General features: G+C 59.7%; 21 protein-coding genes and 1 pseudogene. 10 read left to right on the top strand and 12 right to left on the bottom strand.

The features are described from left to right. The first annotated feature begins 36 nt into the window (after window positions 1-36). On the top strand, window positions 37-747 hold the full coding sequence (locus QP027_RS09600; RefSeq protein ID WP_284824383.1) for a hypothetical protein: 711 nt from the start codon (window positions 37-39) through the stop codon (window positions 745-747). Window positions 748-754: 7 nt separating this feature from the next. Here the strand turns inward: QP027_RS09600 and disA are convergent. The 3 genes and pseudogenes from disA to QP027_RS09585 form a co-directional block, all read right to left on the bottom strand. Beyond that, window positions 755-1,809 (bottom strand): annotated as a pseudogene (gene disA, locus QP027_RS09595) (DNA integrity scanning diadenylate cyclase DisA). A gap of 11 nt (window positions 1,810-1,820) precedes the next feature. Next, the gene (gene radA, locus QP027_RS09590; protein WP_284824381.1) at window positions 1,821-3,200 is read right to left on the bottom strand and encodes a DNA repair protein RadA; all 1,380 of its coding nucleotides are present in this window, start codon (window positions 3,198-3,200) and stop codon (window positions 1,821-1,823) included. A 221-nt stretch (window positions 3,201-3,421) separates the two neighbouring features. Next, the gene (locus QP027_RS09585) at window positions 3,422-3,982 is read right to left on the bottom strand and encodes a hypothetical protein (RefSeq protein ID WP_284824380.1); all 561 of its coding nucleotides are present in this window, start codon (window positions 3,980-3,982) and stop codon (window positions 3,422-3,424) included. 274 nt (window positions 3,983-4,256) lie between these two features. On the opposite strand from QP027_RS09585, the gene QP027_RS09580 reads away from it, so the two are divergent. Genes QP027_RS09580 through rlmB form a run of 8 tightly spaced genes read left to right on the top strand, consistent with a single transcriptional unit; the run spans window position 4,257 to window position 10,302 of the window. After that, window positions 4,257-4,844, top strand: coding sequence for a CarD family transcriptional regulator (locus QP027_RS09580; RefSeq protein WP_284824378.1), 588 nt, complete (start codon window positions 4,257-4,259; stop codon window positions 4,842-4,844). Window positions 4,845-4,872: 28 nt separating this feature from the next. After that, window positions 4,873-5,592, top strand: a complete 720-nt coding sequence (gene ispD / locus QP027_RS09575; RefSeq protein ID WP_284824376.1) for a 2-C-methyl-D-erythritol 4-phosphate cytidylyltransferase — start codon at window positions 4,873-4,875, stop codon at window positions 5,590-5,592. 10 nt (window positions 5,593-5,602) lie between these two features. Beyond that, on the top strand, window positions 5,603-6,073 hold the full coding sequence (ispF, locus tag QP027_RS09570) for a 2-C-methyl-D-erythritol 2,4-cyclodiphosphate synthase (RefSeq protein WP_284824374.1): 471 nt from the start codon (window positions 5,603-5,605) through the stop codon (window positions 6,071-6,073). 16 nt (window positions 6,074-6,089) lie between these two features. After that, window positions 6,090-6,398: a hypothetical protein gene (locus QP027_RS09565; protein WP_284824372.1), complete on the top strand. Its 309-nt coding sequence runs from the start codon at window positions 6,090-6,092 to the stop codon at window positions 6,396-6,398. Further along, complete coding sequence (locus QP027_RS09560) at window positions 6,395-7,120, top strand: alpha/beta fold hydrolase (RefSeq protein WP_284824369.1); 726 nt, start codon at window positions 6,395-6,397, stop codon at window positions 7,118-7,120. Before QP027_RS09565 ends, QP027_RS09560 begins: the two co-directional genes overlap by 4 nt. A gap of 10 nt (window positions 7,121-7,130) precedes the next feature. Then, window positions 7,131-7,925 (top strand): glucosamine-6-phosphate deaminase, encoded by a 795-nt coding sequence (gene nagB, locus QP027_RS09555; RefSeq protein WP_284824367.1) that lies wholly within the window; start codon window positions 7,131-7,133, stop codon window positions 7,923-7,925. 42 nt (window positions 7,926-7,967) lie between these two features. Beyond that, a complete protein-coding gene (gene cysS, locus QP027_RS09550) occupies window positions 7,968-9,359 on the top strand; it encodes a cysteine--tRNA ligase (protein ID WP_284824365.1) in 1,392 nt (463 codons plus the stop codon). Window positions 9,360-9,363: 4 nt separating this feature from the next. After that, on the top strand, window positions 9,364-10,302 hold the full coding sequence (gene rlmB / locus QP027_RS09545) for a 23S rRNA (guanosine(2251)-2'-O)-methyltransferase RlmB (RefSeq protein ID WP_284824364.1): 939 nt from the start codon (window positions 9,364-9,366) through the stop codon (window positions 10,300-10,302). On the opposite strand, the gene QP027_RS09540 is transcribed toward rlmB, so the two are convergent. The 4 genes from QP027_RS09540 to QP027_RS09525 form a co-directional block, all read right to left on the bottom strand. Continuing rightward, window positions 10,299-11,114 carry a CE1 family esterase gene (locus QP027_RS09540; RefSeq protein ID WP_284824362.1) on the bottom strand — a complete coding sequence of 272 codons (816 nt, stop codon included), beginning with the start codon at window positions 11,112-11,114 and terminating at the stop codon, window positions 10,299-10,301. The genes rlmB and QP027_RS09540 overlap by 4 nt on opposite strands. A gap of 14 nt (window positions 11,115-11,128) precedes the next feature. Then, window positions 11,129-12,043: a metal ABC transporter permease gene (locus QP027_RS09535; RefSeq protein ID WP_284824360.1), complete on the bottom strand. Its 915-nt coding sequence runs from the start codon at window positions 12,041-12,043 to the stop codon at window positions 11,129-11,131. Continuing rightward, window positions 12,044-12,745, bottom strand: a complete 702-nt coding sequence (locus QP027_RS09530; protein ID WP_284824358.1) for a metal ABC transporter ATP-binding protein — start codon at window positions 12,743-12,745, stop codon at window positions 12,044-12,046. 73 nt (window positions 12,746-12,818) lie between these two features. Next, window positions 12,819-13,760, bottom strand: a complete 942-nt coding sequence (locus QP027_RS09525) for a metal ABC transporter solute-binding protein, Zn/Mn family (RefSeq protein ID WP_284824357.1) — start codon at window positions 13,758-13,760, stop codon at window positions 12,819-12,821. 132 nt (window positions 13,761-13,892) lie between these two features. On the opposite strand from QP027_RS09525, the gene QP027_RS09520 reads away from it, so the two are divergent. Beyond that, window positions 13,893-14,999: a LacI family DNA-binding transcriptional regulator gene (locus tag QP027_RS09520; protein ID WP_284824355.1), complete on the top strand. Its 1,107-nt coding sequence runs from the start codon at window positions 13,893-13,895 to the stop codon at window positions 14,997-14,999. On the opposite strand, the gene otsB is transcribed toward QP027_RS09520, so the two are convergent. The 5 genes from otsB to thrE all read right to left on the bottom strand — a co-directional run bounded on the left by otsB (window position 14,960) and on the right by thrE (window position 19,510). Beyond that, complete coding sequence (gene otsB / locus QP027_RS09515) at window positions 14,960-15,712, bottom strand: trehalose-phosphatase (protein ID WP_349293165.1); 753 nt, start codon at window positions 15,710-15,712, stop codon at window positions 14,960-14,962. The genes QP027_RS09520 and otsB overlap by 40 nt on opposite strands. Further along, window positions 15,709-16,182, bottom strand: a complete 474-nt coding sequence (locus tag QP027_RS09510; RefSeq protein ID WP_284824353.1) for a hypothetical protein — start codon at window positions 16,180-16,182, stop codon at window positions 15,709-15,711. Before QP027_RS09510 ends, otsB begins: the two co-directional genes overlap by 4 nt. Then, entirely contained in the window at window positions 16,183-17,517 is a 1,335-nt protein-coding gene (locus tag QP027_RS09505) for an alpha,alpha-trehalose-phosphate synthase (UDP-forming) (RefSeq protein ID WP_284824351.1), read from the bottom strand. Between the two features lie 20 nt (window positions 17,518-17,537). Continuing rightward, on the bottom strand, window positions 17,538-17,921 hold the full coding sequence (locus tag QP027_RS09500; RefSeq protein ID WP_284824349.1) for a hypothetical protein: 384 nt from the start codon (window positions 17,919-17,921) through the stop codon (window positions 17,538-17,540). Between the two features lie 62 nt (window positions 17,922-17,983). Next, window positions 17,984-19,510: a threonine/serine exporter ThrE gene (gene thrE, locus QP027_RS09495; RefSeq protein WP_432418630.1), complete on the bottom strand. Its 1,527-nt coding sequence runs from the start codon at window positions 19,508-19,510 to the stop codon at window positions 17,984-17,986. Window positions 19,511-19,520: the final 10 nt, after the last annotated feature.

Raw genomic sequence — 19,520 nt, 5'->3', positions numbered from 1 at the left:
ACCTAATGTGACCTCCGCCGTTTTAGAGTTGAATATGTGACCAAAGAACCGCAACGACTGCCAGAGAAAATCTATGTCCGCCGGCGAGTAGCCGCGGCCGTAATCATCCTTGTTGTCGTTGCGTTAGTCATTTGGGGTCTTGTCTCGTGGGGACGCTCCTCCTCCGAATCGGAAGGAACGGCGGCGTCGTCGCAGACCACTTCGGCGCTCCCTGCTCCTGTAACCACTCCGACGGTTCCTGAGCCAGGTAAGGAAACCACCGAGGAAGAAACTAAGGACCAGGAGACGACGGAGGAGTCGTCGACAAGCGAAGAGTCCGAAGAGGAAACCTCTGAAAACCCCGCGGACAAGAAAACTTGCGAGCTGGCCGACCTGAAGATCGAAGCATCGACCGACAAGCCGACGTACGAGGGCGGCGAGCAGCCGACCATGTACATGAAGGTGCATAACCCGACAAAGGCCGACTGCGTAATCGAGCTCGAAGACGACACCCTGCGCTTTGAAGTGTACGACCTTGCGTCCAACGAACGCATGTGGGCCGACACCGATTGCTACCCATCCGTGGTGACGGGCGAACAGAAGTTCAAGGCAGGCGAGGACCGCAACTTCGAGGCCGTGTGGTCGCGCATGGGTTCCGCGCCGGGGCAATGCTCCGGTCGCAGTGCCGTGCCGGAGGGAGCCTACATGCTCTACGGCGTGCTCGGAGACAATCCTTCCGACGCGGCCACCTTCAACCTCAAGGGCTAAACGACGACTATCCCAGGCGGTGTAAACCGTCGTGGACGTGGCGCGCCCACAGCGAAGAGACGTTCTCAGCTTGCGCGATGGAGTCTACGTCGGCTTCGAGAAGTGCGGTCAGATTGCCAAACGCCTCGACTAGGTGATCCATGAGGAACTTCTGCACGCGCGGGACGCGGAGAGAGCTCGGTAGCCGCGCGGAGTGATTTCCCGCAGGAGGGTTTCCTCTGTGCCGGGCAAGTTCAGCAAGCGGGCAATGGGGGCGGCGGTGAGCATGTCGGCGTCGGGGAGGCGGTCAAGGGCTGCGACGACGTCGGCTACCTCGCCATCGCTCGGCACCCCCGGGGTAACCATGTAGTCCCTGATCAGCAAGGAGATCTGGGCGTCGTTGTCGCCGCGCAATTCAGATAGCTGCAAAGTGAGCTGGCGGGCGTCGGTGCCCAAGCCAATCACGTCTCGGTCGAGATCCTGGCCCGCGCGTTTCAGCAGGAGCTCGCGCTGGAGCACATTGATCACGTCGGAAACGGTGGCGTAGTTATTCATTTCGGCGACGAAGAGGCGCTGGTTAGCTAGATCGAGGCGGGTACGGTAGCGCTCCATTGTGGCTAGTTGCTGGTTAGCGCGGGTCATGATGACGGCGGGTTCTTCCAAAACGTGGCGCTCGCCTTCGACGTACAAGGTGATGGTGTTCATCGACGCAGAGACTGCGATGACGGGCCTGCCGGTGTGCAAGGCGGAGCGCTCGGCGCTGCGGTGGCGCGTGCCAGACTCGCGCGTCGGGTGGGCGGCGGACGGGACCAGCTGGACGTTTGCTCGGACAATGCGAGCACCGTCGGTGGACAGCACCACAGCGCCGTCCATCTTGGAAAGTTCGCGTAGAAGGGTCGGGGCAAAAGCGACATCGAAGGCGATTCCCCCGTCGCAGATGGAGGTGACAGTATCGTCGTCGCCAAGCACGATGAGCGCGCCGGTGCGACCTCGCTGGATGCGTTCGAGTCCGTCGCGCAGAGCGGTGCCTGGGGCGAGTCGGATGAGAGTTTCGCGCATTGTTGCAGGGGCCAGGTCAGTCATGGCATTGAAGCTTACTTTCTTGCCTTCTGCACCAAATCAAGCGCCTCGGATAACGACCCCACCTGCGAGATCTTCATGCCGGGAATGGATAGCTTATCGCCCGCTGGAACAATCGCGCGCTCGTAGCCCAGGCGCGCGGCCTCCTGCAGTCTGCGGGCAACATTGGGCACGCGGCGTAGCTCCCCGGCTAATCCGACTTCACCGATGACCACGGTTTTGTCGGGAAGGGGAGTCTCGTGCAGGCTCGACCACGTGGCTAAGGCGACTGCAAGATCGGTTCCGGTTTCGGTGATCTTCACGCCACCCACGGTGGCCACGTAGGCGTCCTTGTCGTTGGTGCGCTGCCCGCAACGCGCTTGCAGGACGGCCAGCACCATGGGGACTCGATTGAAATCCAAACCGGTGACCACGCGCCGAGGATTTTTCGCTACGGGATCCACGGTGAGTGCTTGGACTTCGGCGAGCATTGGGCGCACACCGTCCATCGCCACCGTAACTGCTGATCCATCGGGGGTGTTGCCGCGGTGGGAAAGGAACAATCCGGAAGGATCCGGAACCTCGCGGATCCCGTCGGCGGTTTGCTCGAAGCAGCCGACCTCGTCTGTCGCGCCAAAACGATTCTTGATTCCGCGCAACATACGCAAGCTTGATTGCCGGTCGCCTTCGAAATTAAGCACAACGTCGACAAGGTGCTCTAAAACGCGCGGACCTGCGACATTGCCGTCCTTAGTCACGTGGCCAACCAGCAGGATCGGAATGTTCGTTGTCTTAGCCAAGCTAGTCAACGCGGCGGTGACAGCGCGAGACTGGGCCACACCTCCCGGTACACCTTCGACACCCGCGGCGTGCATCGTTTGAACAGAGTCAACGATGATCAAACTCGGTTTAATTTGATCGACGTGCCCGAACACCACATCCAAGTTCGACTCGGCGGCGAGGTAGAGGGTGTCCTTCAAAGCGCCGGTACGCTCAGCACGAGCACGGACCTGGCCGGCAGACTCCTCGGCGGTGACGTACAGTGCCTTGCGGTCGTTGAGTCCCGCCCAACGACTAGCCACCTCAAGCAGCAAGGTCGACTTGCCTACGCCGGGTTCACCTGCCATCAACACCACAGAACCGGGCACGACACCGCTGCCTAATACCCGATCGAGTTCGCCGATGCCTGAGGGCATGGTTGTGGACGAGGTGGCGTCGATAAGCGTGATCGGTTTCGCAGGTGACGTCGGGGTGAGCGCCTGCGTCTTGACCGGCCCGCTGGTGACTGCGCTAGGCGCGCTTAGCGACTCTTGGAGGGTGCCCCATGATCCGCATTCGGGGCAGCGCCCGAGCCATTTCGGGGAGGCGTAACCACACTCGGAACAAGTGTGGATGCTGCGAGGTTTTTTAGCCATGGCATAACCCTAAGGCATGGGTCCGACATAGAGGCTTGTCGACGAATACCTGTCGCGGATTTGCGCAAAGCTCCCTCGGTGGCATCGCCGGATAGTGTCTTTTGATGCCTTCCGCAAAACCGTCTGGTTTTCCAGACGCTTTTGCCGAAGGTTCGCCGAGACAACTAAACCGCCACTGACGCAGTGGGCGCCGATGGCGGTTGAAAAGCTCTTACTGAGTCTTACTTTTTAGACTGTTCAGCTTCGGGACGGTTGGAGTCCTCGTGCTCGCCGGTTGGGGCAGAGACGGTCGCGTCGACCTCGATATCGTCGAGATCACCGAAGGTGAAGACTACTGGGCGGTTGCCAGCGTAGGCGAAGTCGTCGTTGTCAAGCGTAGTCTCGACGTACTGGATGCAGCCCTCGGACTGTGGCATCGCGTCGATGCCGTCCTTGGAGTCTGCGACGAGGCGGCAGTTGTACTTGATTGGTTCGGTGGAACCAAGGTTTACGTCGGCGCCGTCAACCTTGACAGATTCCAGGGTGTGCTCCTTCTGGGCAACATCCTGGTTGGTGACGGTAAATTTCAGAGCAGCGTCGCCGGACTCTGCATCAAGGACGATTGTTACGTCCTGGACAGCTACCTCGCCATTTTCGGAGGAAGCGCTAGCTCCGTCCACTGCAGCGACCTGGTCAGCGGTCTGGGTAATCTGGCCTGCAGAGCAGGATGCGAGCGCAAGGGCCGAAAGGGCAGCAGCGGAAATGATTCCTCCGCGACGTGCAGCCGACTTCAGGGACTTCACTGTGAGTGTCCTCCATCGTTAAGTTTCACAGAACGTGTATCACCGGTTTACCTTAGTATCTTTGCTGGCGAGATACACAGTTCGGGGTGAAATGTGACCTCAAAGCATGAACAGCCGGGGGTCAACCGGGGGTATACTTTCCGGCCCGCCTTCACCCCCAAGCACCGGTTCTTCGGTGGCATTCGGGAAATGGTAGAATGAGTGGGGTTAAGTGCGCGTTTTGTGTGCAACTTTTTTCATTTAGGTGTCTAGTCACGCGTGTTAAGGAGCAGGAATGGAATTCAAGGTCGGAGAAGTGGTCGTTTACCCGCACCACGGGGCGGCTCGTATTACCGACATTGAGCAGCGAGAAATTGGTGGGGAGACCCTCGATTATCTTGTGCTGCAGATTCTCCAGTCTGATCTGGAAGTTCGCGTGCCTGTGAAGAACACCGAGATGGTGGGCGTGCGCGATGTTGTTGGCAAGGAAGGCCTGTTGAAGGTGTTCTCCGTACTCCGCGAGATTGATGTGGAGGAGGCAGGTAACTGGTCACGTCGCTACAAGGCGAACCAGGAGCGTCTCGCTTCCGGCGACATCAATAAGGTTGCCGAGGTTGTCCGCGACCTGTGGCGCCGCGACCAGGACCGCGGTCTTTCCGCAGGCGAGAAGCGCATGCTGGGCAAGGCGCGCCAGATTCTTGTCGGTGAGCTAGCCCTCGCTCAGCCTGTCGACGAGGCAAAGGCTGAGGAGATGGAAAAGGAAATCCAGACCATCATTGATCGCCACGTTGCTGCGGGCATCGTAGAGGATCCAAACCCAGACGCAATTGACGACGAAGACGATGTGGATCTAGACGATCTCAGCTTCGACGATGAAGACTAAGCAGAAGACTAAATAGAAGCAAGCAAACGTGTCTCAACGAGTCATAGCGCTGGTGGCGGCAGCCGGTCGTGGTACGCGTCTTGGCGCGGAGATCCCCAAGGCGTTTGTCCCGCTGCGGGGCCGCACCCTGGTGGAACGCTCCGTCACGGCGATGGAAACTTCCGAAGTGGTTGATGAGATCATCGTGTTGGTCAGCCCCGATATGGAAAACCACGCCCGTAGCGTGCTGAAACACTATCCCCAGGTGCGCTTTGTGCACGGTGGCGGGGAGCGGGCCGACTCGATCTGGCAGGGTCTTCAGGCAATTCGCGACGAGAACGCTGTGGTCCTCATCCACGATGCCGCTCGGGCGCTGACCCCGCCCGGAATGATCTCGCGCGTGGCCAACGCGGTGCTCAAAGGCGCGCCAGCTGTCATTCCGGTGGTGCCTGTCGCAGATACGATCAAGCGGGTGGCGGGCCAAGCGGTCGTCGATACGCCTGATCGGTCGTCGTTGCGCGCGGTGCAAACTCCCCAAGGATTCGATTTGGCGCAGCTTCGTGCAGCCAACGAGAAGTACTTCTTGGCTGATGACCCAGGTTTTGTGGCCACTGATGATGCCAGCCTGATGGAGTGGTTCGGGGTGGACGTGTTGTGTGTGCAGGGGGATCCGATGGCGTTTAAGATTACGTCGCCGATCGATCTGACCTTGGCGCAGACCATTACCAACGAGGCCGAGCCGACCATTTTCGAAGTCCCAAGCAGTTAAGGAGCAGATCATGAACTTGCGGGTTGGAAACGCTTTCGATGCCCACCAAATCCAAGCGGGCAAACCATGCTGGATCGCGGGATTGCTTTTCGACGACCAAGACGGCTGCGAGGGGCATTCCGACGGCGATGTGGTATCCCATGCCATCGTCGATGCTGTGCTTTCGGCATGCCAGCTGGGCGACCTGGGAAGTTTCGTGGGTGTCGGCCGCCCCGAGTACGACGGAGTCACCGGCGCACAGTTGCTCACGGAACTTCGCGCGCTGCTTGACCAGCACGGCCACCGCGTGATCAACGTGTCGGCCCAGCTCATCGGCCAGACACCGAAAATGGGTCCGCGCAGGGAGGAAGCACAACGCGTGTTGTCGGAGGCACTCGACGCACCAGTTTCGGTTGGGGCGACCACCACCGACCACATGGGATTTACCGGTTCGGGGGAGGGCCGGGCGGCGATCGCTACAGCCCTCGTCGAACTGGCGTAGTTGCTACTCTGGTGGCATGAATTTCGCCTTGCCCAAACGCCCCTGGAACGCGGTTCAAAAACTCTACATCGCCGGCATTGCACTCGCTCTCGTGGCCGCGGTATTGATGCTGATTGGCGGGTACTGGATTCGTGCGCTCGTCCTGCTTGTTTTCGCTGTGGTTGCGTGGCTGACATTTCCGTCAAACGACGATGACATCATGCGCGAGCTGGGTCAGTATAAGCACGTGCGCGTCGACGTGGCTGAGGTCAAGGCATACCGTGTCGAGCACCCCGAGGCATCATTGGCCGAGGCAACGCTTGCGGTAAAGAAGCGCCACGCATGATCAGCGCAGGTCACGGCCCTACGATCGTCCTCGTCCACGGTGTGGGCGACAACGCGGCTGGCTGGGCGGACTTGATCCAGGCGCTTTCACCGCATCACCGAGTGGTGGCGGTAGACCAACGCGGCCACGGCTTCGCGCCGCGGTTCGAGCAGTTCGACGACCCTTTTGGCCAGCTCGTCGACGACCTCATCGCAGTGCTGGACGACGAAGGTCCCGCCTTAGTCATCGGCCACTCCATGGGTGGGGCGGTGGCTGCAGAGGCCGCTATCAAGCGGCCAGAACTATTCCGAGGCCTAGTGCTGGAAGACCCAGCGTGGATTGACCGTCCACGGGAAGAACTCGAGCTGATCGGCCAGGCGCGCGTTCTGTCGAAGGAGATGGATCTGAAGGACTTGCCTAGGGCAATCGCCGGCAAAATGTCTGAGGGCTGGAGCAACCAGGAGGCGCTGGCGTGGGGGATGGCCCATTTTCAGACCCAACGTGAATTCTTAGAAACCGGGGTCGTTGCTCAGGAACGGCCGTGGAAAGAAGTCCAGGGGGACCTAAAGGGCGCTGCAGTTCCTGCGGTGGTTTTTGTAGGAAGTGGACAAGGGGCGATCGTCGACAAGCAAGAGCTTGCGCTTCCCTACGTGGAGTTTCCTGGTGCCGGACACTGCATTAGGAGAGAACGGCCACAGGAGTTTTTGCAGTCCGTTGCGCAATTCATGCGCGATGCCTTGTAAAGTGCCTCTTATGGAAATTCTGATCCGCCGCTCACCAGAAGAGGTGGCGACTACCGCCGCAGACATCATCTCCACCCACCTGAAGCCCGGTGCCGTGCTTGGTCTTGCAACGGGCTCAACCCCGCTGGCGACCTATCAGGAACTCATTCGCCGGACCAAAGAGGGCGAGATTTCTTTCGCAGGTACCACGGCGTTTTGCCTCGACGAGTATATCGGCTTGCCACCTGAGCACGATCAGAGCTACCACTACGTGATCCGCAATGAATTCACCAAGCACATCGATATCAACGATGCGTACGTACACTCGCCGGACGGCATGAACCCGCGCCCGTGGGAGGCCGCTGAACAGTACGAGAAGGCGATCGTCTCCGCCGGTGGCATCGATATCCAGCTGCTGGGCATCGGAACCAACGGCCATGTCGGTTTCAATGAGCCAGCGACTTCGTTGCGTTCGCTGACCCGTGTGGAGACCTTGCACTCGCAAACTGTGTCGGATAACTCCCGCTTCTTTGACTCTGTTGATGACGTGCCACGCTACGCCATCACCCAGGGGCTGGGTACCATTCTGCGGTCGGGACAAGCATTGCTCATTGCCACGGGTAAGGGCAAGGCGCAGGCGATCGCCTCGCTGGTTGAAGGTCCTGTGACCTCGCAGTGCCCGGCGTCTGTGTTGCAGTTGCACAACAACGCTACCGTGATTGTCGACGAAGACGCAGCGTTCCTTTTGAAGGAATCCGACTACTACCGTCACGTTGAAGAAGCTCGCCCGGACTGGAAGGGCCTCGACGGCCGCCCGAAGCTCTAAGGAATAACAGTCACACGCTGCGGGTGGTCTAGACTGGGTCGCGTGACTCAACGCATTTTCGACACAGCCACCCGCACGCTTCGCGATTTCGAGCCGATCCGCCCCGGACACGTTTCGATCTACCTGTGTGGTGCAACGCCGCAGGCTCAGCCACATATCGGTCACCTGCGCAGCGGTGTCGCCTTTGATATCGTGCGTCGCTGGTTTATGGCGCAGGGCTACGATGTTGCGTTCGTCCGTAACGTGACGGATATCGACGACAAAATCCTGACCAAGGCTGCGGAAAACAATCGCCCGTGGTGGGAGTGGGTGTCTACCTACGAGCGAGAGTTCACCTGGGCGTACAACACCCTCGGCGTTCTTCCTCCAAGCGTAGAGCCACGCGCGACCGGACATGTGACCCAGATGGTCGACTATATGCAACGCCTCATCGACAACGGTTTTGCCTATGCCGTCGACGGGTCGGTGTACTTTGACGTGGCGTCCTGGTCCCAGGCTGAAGGGTCCGACTATGGCAGCTTGTCCGGCAACAAGGTTGAGGACATGGAGCAGGGCGAGACCGACAGTCATGGCAAGCGCGGTCCGCAGGACTTCGCGTTGTGGAAAGCAGCCAAACCAGGTGAGCCAAGCTGGCCAACACCGTGGGGCGAGGGACGTCCCGGCTGGCACCTGGAGTGCTCGGCGATGTCCACCTGGTACCTCGGCGGTAACTTTGACATCCACGGAGGAGGCCTTGACCTGCAATTCCCGCACCACGAGAACGAGCAGGCCCAGTCTCACGCGGTGGGCGACGAGTTTGCCAACTATTGGATGCACAACCACTGGGTCACGATGGCGGGCGAGAAGATGTCCAAGTCGTTGGGCAATGTCTTGTCGGTGCCGAACATGTTGGACATGGTTCGTCCCGTCGAGCTGCGCTACTACCTCGGCAGCGCGCATTACCGCAGCGTATTGGAGTATTCGCCGGAGGCTTTGAAGGAAGCAGCGCAGGGGTACCGGCGCATTGAGGATTACCTGCTCCGGGTGCCTTCTGCAAAACCGTCTGGTTTTCCAGACGCTTTTGCCGATGCGCTTAACGACGACTTTGCTGTCCCCCGCGCGCTGGCAGAAATCCACAACGCAGTGCGCGCAGGCAACAAGGCACTTGCCGACAAGGATCAGGCCGAGGCTGAGAGGATCGCAGGTGAGATTCGCGCCATGGTTCAGGTCTTGGGCGTGGACCCGCTAGACCCGAAGTGGGCGGACGGGTCGTCGACAAGCGATGAAGCGATGCACGCGCTGGACGTTCTAGTGCAAGCAGAACTCGAACGTCGCGTCACGGCGCGTGCGGAGAAGGATTGGGCCACCGCTGATGCGGTGCGCGACCGGTTGGCAGAGGCCGGCATTGAAGTGACAGACACCCCCGATGGCCCGAAGTGGCAGTTGAAGGATTAGAAACATGGCAAAACCATACGAGCGCCCAGACAAGCGCAAGGTGAACAAGAAGGGCGCTACCAAGGGATCGGGTGGGCAGCGTCGCCGCGGTCTAGCGGGCAAGGGGCCAACTCCGAAGGCCGAGGATCGCGTTTACCACGCAAAGCACAAGGCGAAGCAGGAGCGCGTGCGTCGCGATCAAGGCCGCCACGAGCGTGACACCGCTGATCTGGTCGTGGGCCGCAATCCGGTGGTCGAATGCTTGCATGCCAAGGTGCCTGCCGAGGCGCTGCTCGTCGCCATGGGCACCAGTGCGGATGATCGCCTGACGGAGGCGGTTGCCATCGCTAATGCGCGCAACATCCCGGTGCGCGAGATCCAGCGCCACGAGATGGACCGCCTGGTAGGCAATTCGATGCACCAGGGGATTGGCCTGCAGATTCAGCCATACCGCTACGCAAACGCGTTTGACCTGATGGCAAGTGTTGCGGAGCGCGGCGAGAAGGGCATGTTCGTCTTGCTGGACAACATCACCGACCCACGCAACCTCGGTGCCGTGATTCGTTCTACCGCAGCGTTTGGTGGACACGGCGTGATCATCCCTGAACGCCGTTCCGCGCAGGTGACCGGTGTTGCGTGGCGCACCTCGGCCGGCACCGCCGCCCGTTTGCCTGTCGCCCGCGAGGTCAACATGACCCGCACGGTCAAGGAGTTCCAGAAGAACGGCTACCAAGTCGTTGGCCTGGATGCTGGCGGCGAGCACACCCTGGACACCTATGAGGGTGGCACCGACAACGTGCTCATCGTCGTCGGTTCCGAGGGCAAGGGAATTTCCCGTCTCGTGCGCGAGAACTGCGACGTCATCATGTCGATCCCGATGGCGAGCTGGGTGGAATCCCTCAACGCGTCGGTGGCTGCCGGCGTAGTGTTGAGTGAATTCGCCCGCCAGCGTCGCCAAGCCTAAAGCCCGAAGAACTTAGCGACGACCTCTGCTCCCGTAAACACATCCGTCCCCGGTCCGATGCGCGCATCCAGCTGCTTCGGGCTGGGGACTACGTGTCCCATGCCTTCCACAGACCACAGCTCGGTGGTGGCCCCGCCGGTGAAACGATCAACAACCACTGTGTCCATGGGGTCGAAGCGCTGGTGCTCGCTGGATCCGTTGAGTCCCGCGTAGTACTCGGCCGTTGCGATTGCGCTGCGCACCTCGCCGCGCTGGTGGCCTGCGTATCCCGCCGCGCCACCTGCGTACGGCACCATGTCGTCGGCGGTGCCGTGCACCATCAGGACGGGCGTTGGTTCCCAGCCCGCGGCATCCGACAGCATATTCTGCTCCGCGGGTACCGGGGCGGCAAACAGCGCAGCGCCGTCTAGCAGTCCGGGCGCGTCGTGCAGCAGTCGCGTGACCATTTGACCTCCGTTAGAGTATCCAGCAGCGAAGACGCGTCCGACAGAGTAGTCATCGCGAAGCTTGGCGACGAGCTCGCGAGTGAATCCCACATCATCGATCCGGAGACGGCGGGTGGCCTCGTTGAAGTCGCGCCGGGAGTCATTGAAGTGGTGGTGCACACCGTCGGGGTAGCAGATCACTACGCCGTGCTGGTCTGCGAGGGCGTCGAACGTGTTGCCAGTGAAGTTGCGCGCCACGTTGGATGACTGCATCGAGCCGTGGAAGTAGATCACCACGTCCGCAGCTGCGGGCATCTCGTCGGGGACGATCGCGATGTAGGTGCGGTCGCGACGATCGAATTCGAGGGAAGAGCGCTGAACTTTCACGCGACCGATACTAGCTAACGCACCTTACGTTCTTCACCGGGGTGGGGGTGGCGGCCTTCGTCGTGGGTGTGGACGCGTTTGGTGTAGGCGGCTTCATCGCGGCTGGCACCGCGCTTGCGCACGCTTCCGATAATGCGACAGACGAGGTAGATCACGAAGGAAATCGTGGCTACAAACACACTGACGGGCACTCCTGGTGCCAACGAGAGGATCAGTCCGCCTACCGACGACACGAAGGCGAATAGCGTTGACCACAACACCGCACGAACTGGACTCGATGTAATCTGCACCGCAGCCGCGCCGGGAGTAATCAACAGCGCCATGACCAGCAGCGCACCGACGATCTGCACGGATTGTGCCGAGGCTAGGCCAACCAGGACGGCGAAGAACACCGTGATGGCACCGACGGGAACGCCAGCCGCCCGCGCCATCACTGGGTCGGCAGAAGCGAACAGGAGCGGGCGCCAGAAGATGATCACCGCTGCGACCACGAACACTGTGGTGACGGCCAACAAGTTCAACGAATCGCGTGATACACCGACGATCTGGCCCATGAGCAGACTCATCGCAGTAGACGAGTTACCGGGGTAAAGGTGCAAGAACAGCACAGACAGCCCCATGCCGAAGCTCATGACCACGCCCACGGCGGAGTCTTGCTGGCCCTTCATGCCCAGCAGCGCCAAGACAATCGCTGCGACGACTGCTCCGGCCACGGCACCAAGGCCGATGTTGAGCCCAAAAAGCAGTGCTGCCGCAGCACCCATGAGTGCCAGCTCTGAGGTCGCGTGCACAGAAAACGACATCTGTCGCAGCACGATCACACTCGACATCACGCCAGACAGGATGCCCAAGAGGACCGTCGCCACAAGAGAAACCTGTACGAAGTCGACGCTGAGCAAGTATTGGGTGTCTTCGATGAATTTCTGCACCTAGATCACCACCATTCGGCCGTCAACCTCGACTACATCGACGCGGGTGTTGTACAGCTCTGAAAGTACCTCGGAGCGCATGACCTCGTCGACAGGGCCTACCGTGTGCCCATTGGGGGCAAGATACAGCACACGGTCAGTGACCCGAAGAATCGGATTGATCCCGTGGGTGACAAACAACACGGCGCACTTGTGATCGCGACGACGCTGATCAAGACGCGCCACCACCTCTTGTTGCTTCGCGATATCTAAGGAGAGCAGTGGTTCGTCGGCAAGCACGAGCTCAGGGTCATTAGCAAAAGCCTGCGCCTGGCGGACCAGCTGCTGCTGGCCACCCGACAGGGTGCCCACCGCCCGGTCCGCGATTCCCTCGGCGCCTACGGCCTCCAGAAGCTTGTCGACGACCTCCCGTTTCGGTCGCCTCCCGCGCACCACGCCGTGCGCCAACGACAATGAGACTAGGTCGCGCGCCCGGATCGGCAAGTCTTTGGGGAACATCTGCTGCTGCGGGATAAAGCCCAACCGGGCGTTGACGTCTACGGAACCGCTGGTGAGCTGGCGAGTTCCCAGAATCGCGTGCAACAGTGTGGATTTGCCCACGCCATTGGGGCCCAACACCGCGATGAACTCGCCAGGTTCGACCTGGAGGTTCAGCCCCGACCACAACGGGTCGATCGCGGCGTCGTTGAAACGCACGAGCATGTGAGAAATCCTTTACGAAGAAATACTGAAAGCCCCTGGGAGAATTCCAGAGGCTTCCAGGTTGGTGTGCTCTTTACTTTACAGCGTCGGAGAGTGCTTGCACGCGCTGCTCAAAGTACTCAAGGAAGTTGGTTCCTTCCTCGGGGGTCTCGTTGATCTCGACGATGGTGACATCGTTTTCCTCGGCTGCTTTCTTTATGCGCTCCGCGGTATCGGTAGCAGTTTGCGGGTTGAACAGCAGCACGTCGACCTCGTTGCCCTTGAGTACGTCGAGGAACGCTGCAAGATCGGAGGCTGCAGGCTCGGTCTCAGTGAGAATGGCCTTGCGGTAGGACTCAGGGGTGATGTCTTCCATGTTGGAGTCATCGATGATGTAGTCGCCAACCGATTCGGACTGGACAATTTTCGCCGCTGGCAGTTCCTCGATCAGCTGGTCCATTTCTTTCATTCGATCCAGGACTGGCTGCGCGTCCGCTTCGATACCAGGAGTGTTGGCCGTGGCAGCAGCTTCGATTTCTTCGGCCACGTACTCGACAGCGTCGGTGTCGTACCAGATGTGCTCATTGCCCTCGATCATCTCGATTGGTCCGTGGTCGTGCTCCTCGTGGTCAGTGTGGCCTTCGTGTTCGTCGTGGGCCTCTTCTCCGTGATCGTGGCCTTCATGATCCCCATGATCGTGGGCGATAAGTGGCAAAGCATTGACGATCTTGTCTTCGTCAACAACGTCGTACAGCCAGGCATCGTACCCGCCGCCGCCTACAACCACGATGTCCGCTTCAGTGGCCTTGGCTAGATCGGCCGCCGAGGGGTCGAAGTGGTGCGGGTCGATGGAGTTGCCGGTGATGATCGGTGTGACGGTTGCCTTTTCATCGGTGACAACTGCTGATGCGACATCGCCCCAGATGCTGGTGGAGGTGACGATATTAAGGCCGTCAGATTCAGACGATGCGGTGGTGGTTCCCGCGTCGCCGGAACATGCGGACGCGAAAAAGAGAGTCCCAATGGCTACTGGCACAAAATACTTCCGACTCGATTTCATATCAACCAATTAACCCCTAATGAAAATGTTTGTCAACTTGAAAATGTATTGGAAATGCGCAGGTGTGAGGGAATCGTCGTCAAGCACGCCCGCTGATAGATTGGATGCATGCCTCCACGCCCTGTCAAGCGAGGGACTCTCGCCTCAATTGCTGCGGATCTGGGGATTTCGCGTACGACGGTTTCCAACGCATATAATCACCCGGATCAGCTCTCGCCCGAGCTGCGCGAAAAGATCCTCGCTGCAGCAGCCGCCAGAGGCTACTCCGGGCCGGACCCGATGGCACGCTCGCTTCGCACACGCCGCGTCGGATCGTTTGGGGTGCTTCTGACCGAGCAGCTCTCATTCGCCTTTGAAGACTTAGCATCGATTGAGTTCTTGGCCGGACTGGCAGCGAGCTCATTTGGCAAGCGCAACTCGATGACGCTGGTACCCGTTGGGCCGCACGACGAGGATTCGACCCAGACGGTGCAGCAAGCAGTGGTGGATGGTTTTGTCGTTTACTCGGTGGCCGCCGACGATCGCCACTTAGCGGCGGCCCGTGCGCGTCAGCTGCCCATCGTGATTGTCGATCAGCCCTATGACATTTTCGACCTTCCATATGTCGGTATCGATGACCGCGTCGCGATCCAGCCCGCCGCCCAAGCGCTTATCGACGCAGGTCATCGCCGTGTTGGAATCCTTACCAAGCGTATTCATCAAGAGCGCATGGATGGCCCGGTGACCGCAGAGCAGATCGAAACTGCAGAGCTCCACGTCCAACGCGCCCGTGTCCAAGGCGCAATTGAAGCTTTCGAGGCCGCTGGAATCACTGAGGTTCCGGTGATTTCACGGCACTTCAACGATCACGCTGCAGCTGTCGACGCGGCCCGCGAAATGCTGGAATGCCACCCCGAGGTGACAGCGATTTTGTGCACCACCGATTCCATGGCGTTTGGCGTGTTGGACTACTGTGCCGCCCAAGGAATCGACGTGCCCGGCCAACTGAGTGTTACGGGCTTTGACGGAGTGGAGCTCGCTCACGTGCGCGGACTGACCACCGTTAACCAGCCGAACCGCCGCAAGGGCGCGATGGTGGGCAAGATCCTCGAAGAGCTGGTCGACGCCTACGTGAACGATCACGCGCCTGCCGACCCCACTCCGCGGGTGGTGATTCCGACCACCTTTACTCCCGGTCAGACGGTGGCAGCGCCCAGGAACTCTGCCCTCGCCTGAGCAAGTTCCTGGTAGAAAGTGGCCATTGCCCCAACGTCGGGGACGCGGTGACCAGCAACTGTGTTGGCGGAACCCACTTTGATTCCCACATCATGAGTGCCGAGAACTGGGTAGACAGATTCATCGGTAACATCGTCACCTGCGAAAACGGTGGCGTCGAAGCCTACTTTGCGTAGCTTGACCCATGATCCCTTGGTCACGTCCACCGCCGAAAACTCGATGATATTACTGCCCGGTGTGACGGGGTGGCCCTGCGTGTCCAACGCAGCAGCACGATCGAGCAATTCTGCAGCCAACTCAGGATCTTTCTGCGCCAACTGCGCAACGTGAATTACCCGCTGGTAGGGCTTAATCTCAACGTACGCCGGGGAGTGGCCGGAAACGATGGCATCCAGCTCGGCCTCGATGTGGGTGAGAAAGGCGGCGTCGTCGTCGGAAAGCACTACTGCACCATCCGATGGTTCCGCGCCGTGCGAGCCGACGAGGACCACCGGTGCCTCAAGCGGACACACGCGACGCAATCCTGCAAGGTGCCTGCCGGACAGGACGACGACCTCGGTGTCGCGCATGCCGGCTAGGCGCTCCAGGGCGGCGACCGCGCCGGGATGCGCTTGTACTGCGTAGGGATCGGGGTTGAGCTCGGCCAAGGTGCCGTCGAAATCGGTGACAACCAAAAGGCGTTCAGATTGTGCGAGGGACGCGATCAAGTTCACTGCGCCATCAACCTCATCGATGGCTGATCCACAGCGTCCGATGTCTTGGTCAGGATGATCTCGGTGTCATTGAGGCGCTTGATGGCGTAAGACGCATCGACAACGAAGAACCGTTCCATCGAATCGTGAACAAACTTCGGGCCACCTTCACATTCGCCCGGCTCGCGAAACTCGATCTTTTTCATCGTCATTTCGGTCGCCTCGCGCGCGGGAGTGTCCTTGCCGTCCTTGGTAAAGCTCACCGCGCCCTGCAACGGACCACACCCTGTATTTCCGGAGATAGTCGCCTGGCCAAACACAATGTGCGCCGCACCCGCCGCGGATGCGGGCAACACGTCAGGGGAAGACGGCTGCGTATTCAAGCTCACGATCTGCCAGTTGGGCCCGATCATCTCGTCGGAAGGTGGGGGAGTGGAGCAACCGCTGGCGAGCAGAGCCACAGCAACTGCGCCAACAACTAGCTTGTGCATCTATGCGTTTTCCTTTCCAGCGCGGGAGCGCGTTGCGTTCAACTCATTCAGGAACGTTTCCGCCCAGCGAGCCACCGTAAAGTCATTGACCTGTTGATTCAATTCCTGCATGGTGGTGCGAGCGGCTTCCGAGCCCTGCGCGGAAATCGCATCGAGGATCGCCGACTTGATCGACTCGGTATCAAAAGGATTGCACAAATGTGCCTTGTGCAGTTCGACCGCAGCACCCGCAAATTCCGACAGTACTAGTGCGCCGTTGCCTTCTGGGTGGCACGCCACATACTCCTTGGCCACCAGGTTCATTCCATCCTTAAACGGGGTGACCAGCATGATGTCCGCCGCAGCATAGTAGTTTCGCAGCTGCGCCTTCTGCATTTGGCGATGGTAGTAATGCACCACCGGACGCCCAATCTCACCGAAACGCCCGTTGATCCGCCCCACAGCCTCCTCCACCGCCGAACGTGTCTGCTGATAGTGGTCGATGCGCTCCCTCGACGGCGTAGCAATCTGGATGAAGGTGACGTCGTGGACTTGGCCTTCGTCGTAAAGCTCCTCCAGCGCGGTAAGGCGTTGCAGAATGCCCTTGGTGTAATCGAGGCGATCGACGCCCAAGAGCACCGTGTGGGGGCTGCCTAATTGTTCGCGCAGCTTAGCGACGATCTCCTGCTCCACAGGCCCAAACGTGGACGGGTCAATCGAGATGGGGAAAGTTCCGGTGGTGATGTCAGCGTCCACGATGGCGCGGAAATTCTCCTCGTCGCGGGAGCGCTGGAAGCCGACCAAATCGGCGCCGTGGAGCCCAGCTATGAGTTCCGCGCGCCACGGCAATTGGCGGAAGAGGTCCGGCGAGGGGAACGGGATGTGGAGGAAGAACCCGATGGTGAGGTCGGGACGCATCTCACGTAACAGCCCGGGAACCAGCAGGAGCTGGTAGTCCTGCACCCAAACCGTGGCGTTGTCGGCAGCAACGGCTGCGACCTCAGTAGCGAACTTCTCGTTGACGCTGCGGTAGGTTTCCCACCACGATTGATCGTAGACCGGAGGCACGATGAGATCGTGGAAGAGTGGCCACAGGGTGGCATTGGAAAACCCCTCGTAGAACTGTTCATAGTCCTGTTGATCGAGGGGGACGGGATGGAGCAACACGTTGCGGTCATGGAATGGTTCCATCGCGGCATCAACTACGCCAGGCCATCCCACCCAGCAGCCGTGGTGTGCTTGCAGGACCGGTTCTAAAGCTGCGACAAGTCCGCCCGGGGAAGGGACCCACTGGCCATAAACTAAATCTACTGGCAGCCGGTTCGCTACCACCACGAACGAGTTGTCGCCGACCATGTCTACTCAGTCTACTCAGTCTACTCAGCCGAGCCGGTGGACTTCTTAGTGGCTTTCTTTGTAGCCTTCCTGGTGGTCTTTTTCGTAGTTTTCTTCGTTGTCTTCTTGGTGGTCTTCTTAGTCGACTTCTTCTTTGTAGCCTTCTTCTTGGTGGCCTTTTTCTTCGTCGCCTTCTTGGTAGCCTTTTTTGCTGCAGGTTCGGCTTCTTCAGGGGCGAGCTCTTCTGCGAACTTCTTGTACACCAGACCGGTTGGCTCTACACCCAGCATGGACATCAAAGTGACACCGTCCAGCAGGTCCTCTGCGTAAGTAGCCACGATGCGGCGCGCGCCTTCTGCGGTTTGTTCCTCTAGCTCGTGGATTTCTTCAGCAGACGGGCGGCTGTCGTTGATCTTTGGTGGCACGTATTCCTCCTGAAATGACGCCAGGGGCGATTGAAAATAAACCTAGGTACGCACATTCTACGCTAATGCGGTCGAGGTTTTTGTCCTCGCCTCCCCTTTTGGCCGGACCGCTGAGCAAGTTGCGCACGTTGGGTGCGGGCTGCTCGCTCGGCGCGTCGGATCTGCTGGAAGGTGATGCGACCTGCGTGAAGAAACGCGGTGTACGGTTTGATCACCTGAGGTCGACGGATGCGACGAGCAATCCATTCTCCCAACGTCACGCCCGCTGCGAGCGCCAACGCAGTGGCGACCGCGATGCCCAGGTTGGTCAGGCCCACGACCATCTGATCGTTCAATACCGCGTACATGCCGCGGTAGACGGTCAGGCCCGGAAGAAGAGGGGTTACGCCAGCAACGGCGGTAATCAGCGGTGGAATCAAGAACCGACGAGCAAGCAGACCACCGCCGAGGCCGATCATGGTCGCGCACACCGCGCTGGCAAGTACTGAACTCGCGCCCATCGGAAGCAACATCAGGTAAAAGGCCACGGAACCTATCACTGCTGTGGCGCCAGAGACCCAAACTGCGCCCCACTCGGCATAGCTGGCGATGGCGAAACCAATCGTCGCTAGTGTGCCCGCAACAATACGAGCAACTGCCGACGAGAACGTAGGCACAGGGGCGAGAGTTTCCAAGGGAGGAAGCCCAAAGCCAATTACGTCGCCCAGCTGAATGCCCGTGGCTACACCGGCGACGATGCCACCGGTATGCAACATGGTTTGGAAGAAGCGCGCCGAGGCGGTCACAGGCGCACCCGTCATTCCGTCCTGCAACGATTGCACCAGGGTCAGGCCGGCGAGCAGGACCACGATGCCGGATGCGATGACCAGACTCGGGGAGAATGAAAAGCCGATACTGCCAGCGATTCTGTAGGTGATCGCGGCGGGCACAGTGGCAAGAAGCCCGCCTAGGACGCATTGGAAGAAGTAGGGGAGGTCGTGGTGGCCAAACCAATCGTTGATGATCATGATCAGCATGCCGGTGATCGCGCCGAGGAGTGCCATCCAGAGGTCGCCACCAAAAAGGATTGCCACGGCACCACCCAAAAGGCCCCATCCGAGGTAGCTCATGAGGCGACCATAGGGCGGTGGTGAGAGATAAATCTCATTCAAAATCTTTTCCGCGTGTTCTGGTCGCGTCGCACCGGAACGAATCGAGCGGATCAAGCGGTCTACCTCGGACAATTTGGAAAAGTCGAGGCCCAGAGTCTTTACAACGCGAAGCACGCTCACAGGTGTCTTCTGTGTCGTACCGATCGAGGTATGCATATTGATGGTGTTCATCGTGATGTCGATGTGGCAATAGTGCAAACCATACGACGAGGTCACCGTATGAATCTGCGCCCTCGTATCGGCGTTGGAGGTGCCCGAGGCGAGCAAGATATCGCCAATCCGCGCAGCGATATTCATCACGGCTGCGACCTGCGCCGGGTCGGTCAGATCAACAGGCGCAAGTGGCGATGGCGGTGGAGACGATGTTGCGGCATCGATGGTGGCCAATCGGCCTGATCCACGGATCTTTCCCCACAACTTTTCTACTGCGTTGGACAACTGGTTAGAC

This window comes from Corynebacterium breve (assembly GCF_030252165.1).
Classification (GTDB): domain Bacteria; phylum Actinomycetota; class Actinomycetes; order Mycobacteriales; family Mycobacteriaceae; genus Corynebacterium; species Corynebacterium breve.
The sequence above is the reverse complement of the archived record's forward strand: the minus strand, read 5'-3'. Positions and strand labels throughout refer to the sequence as shown.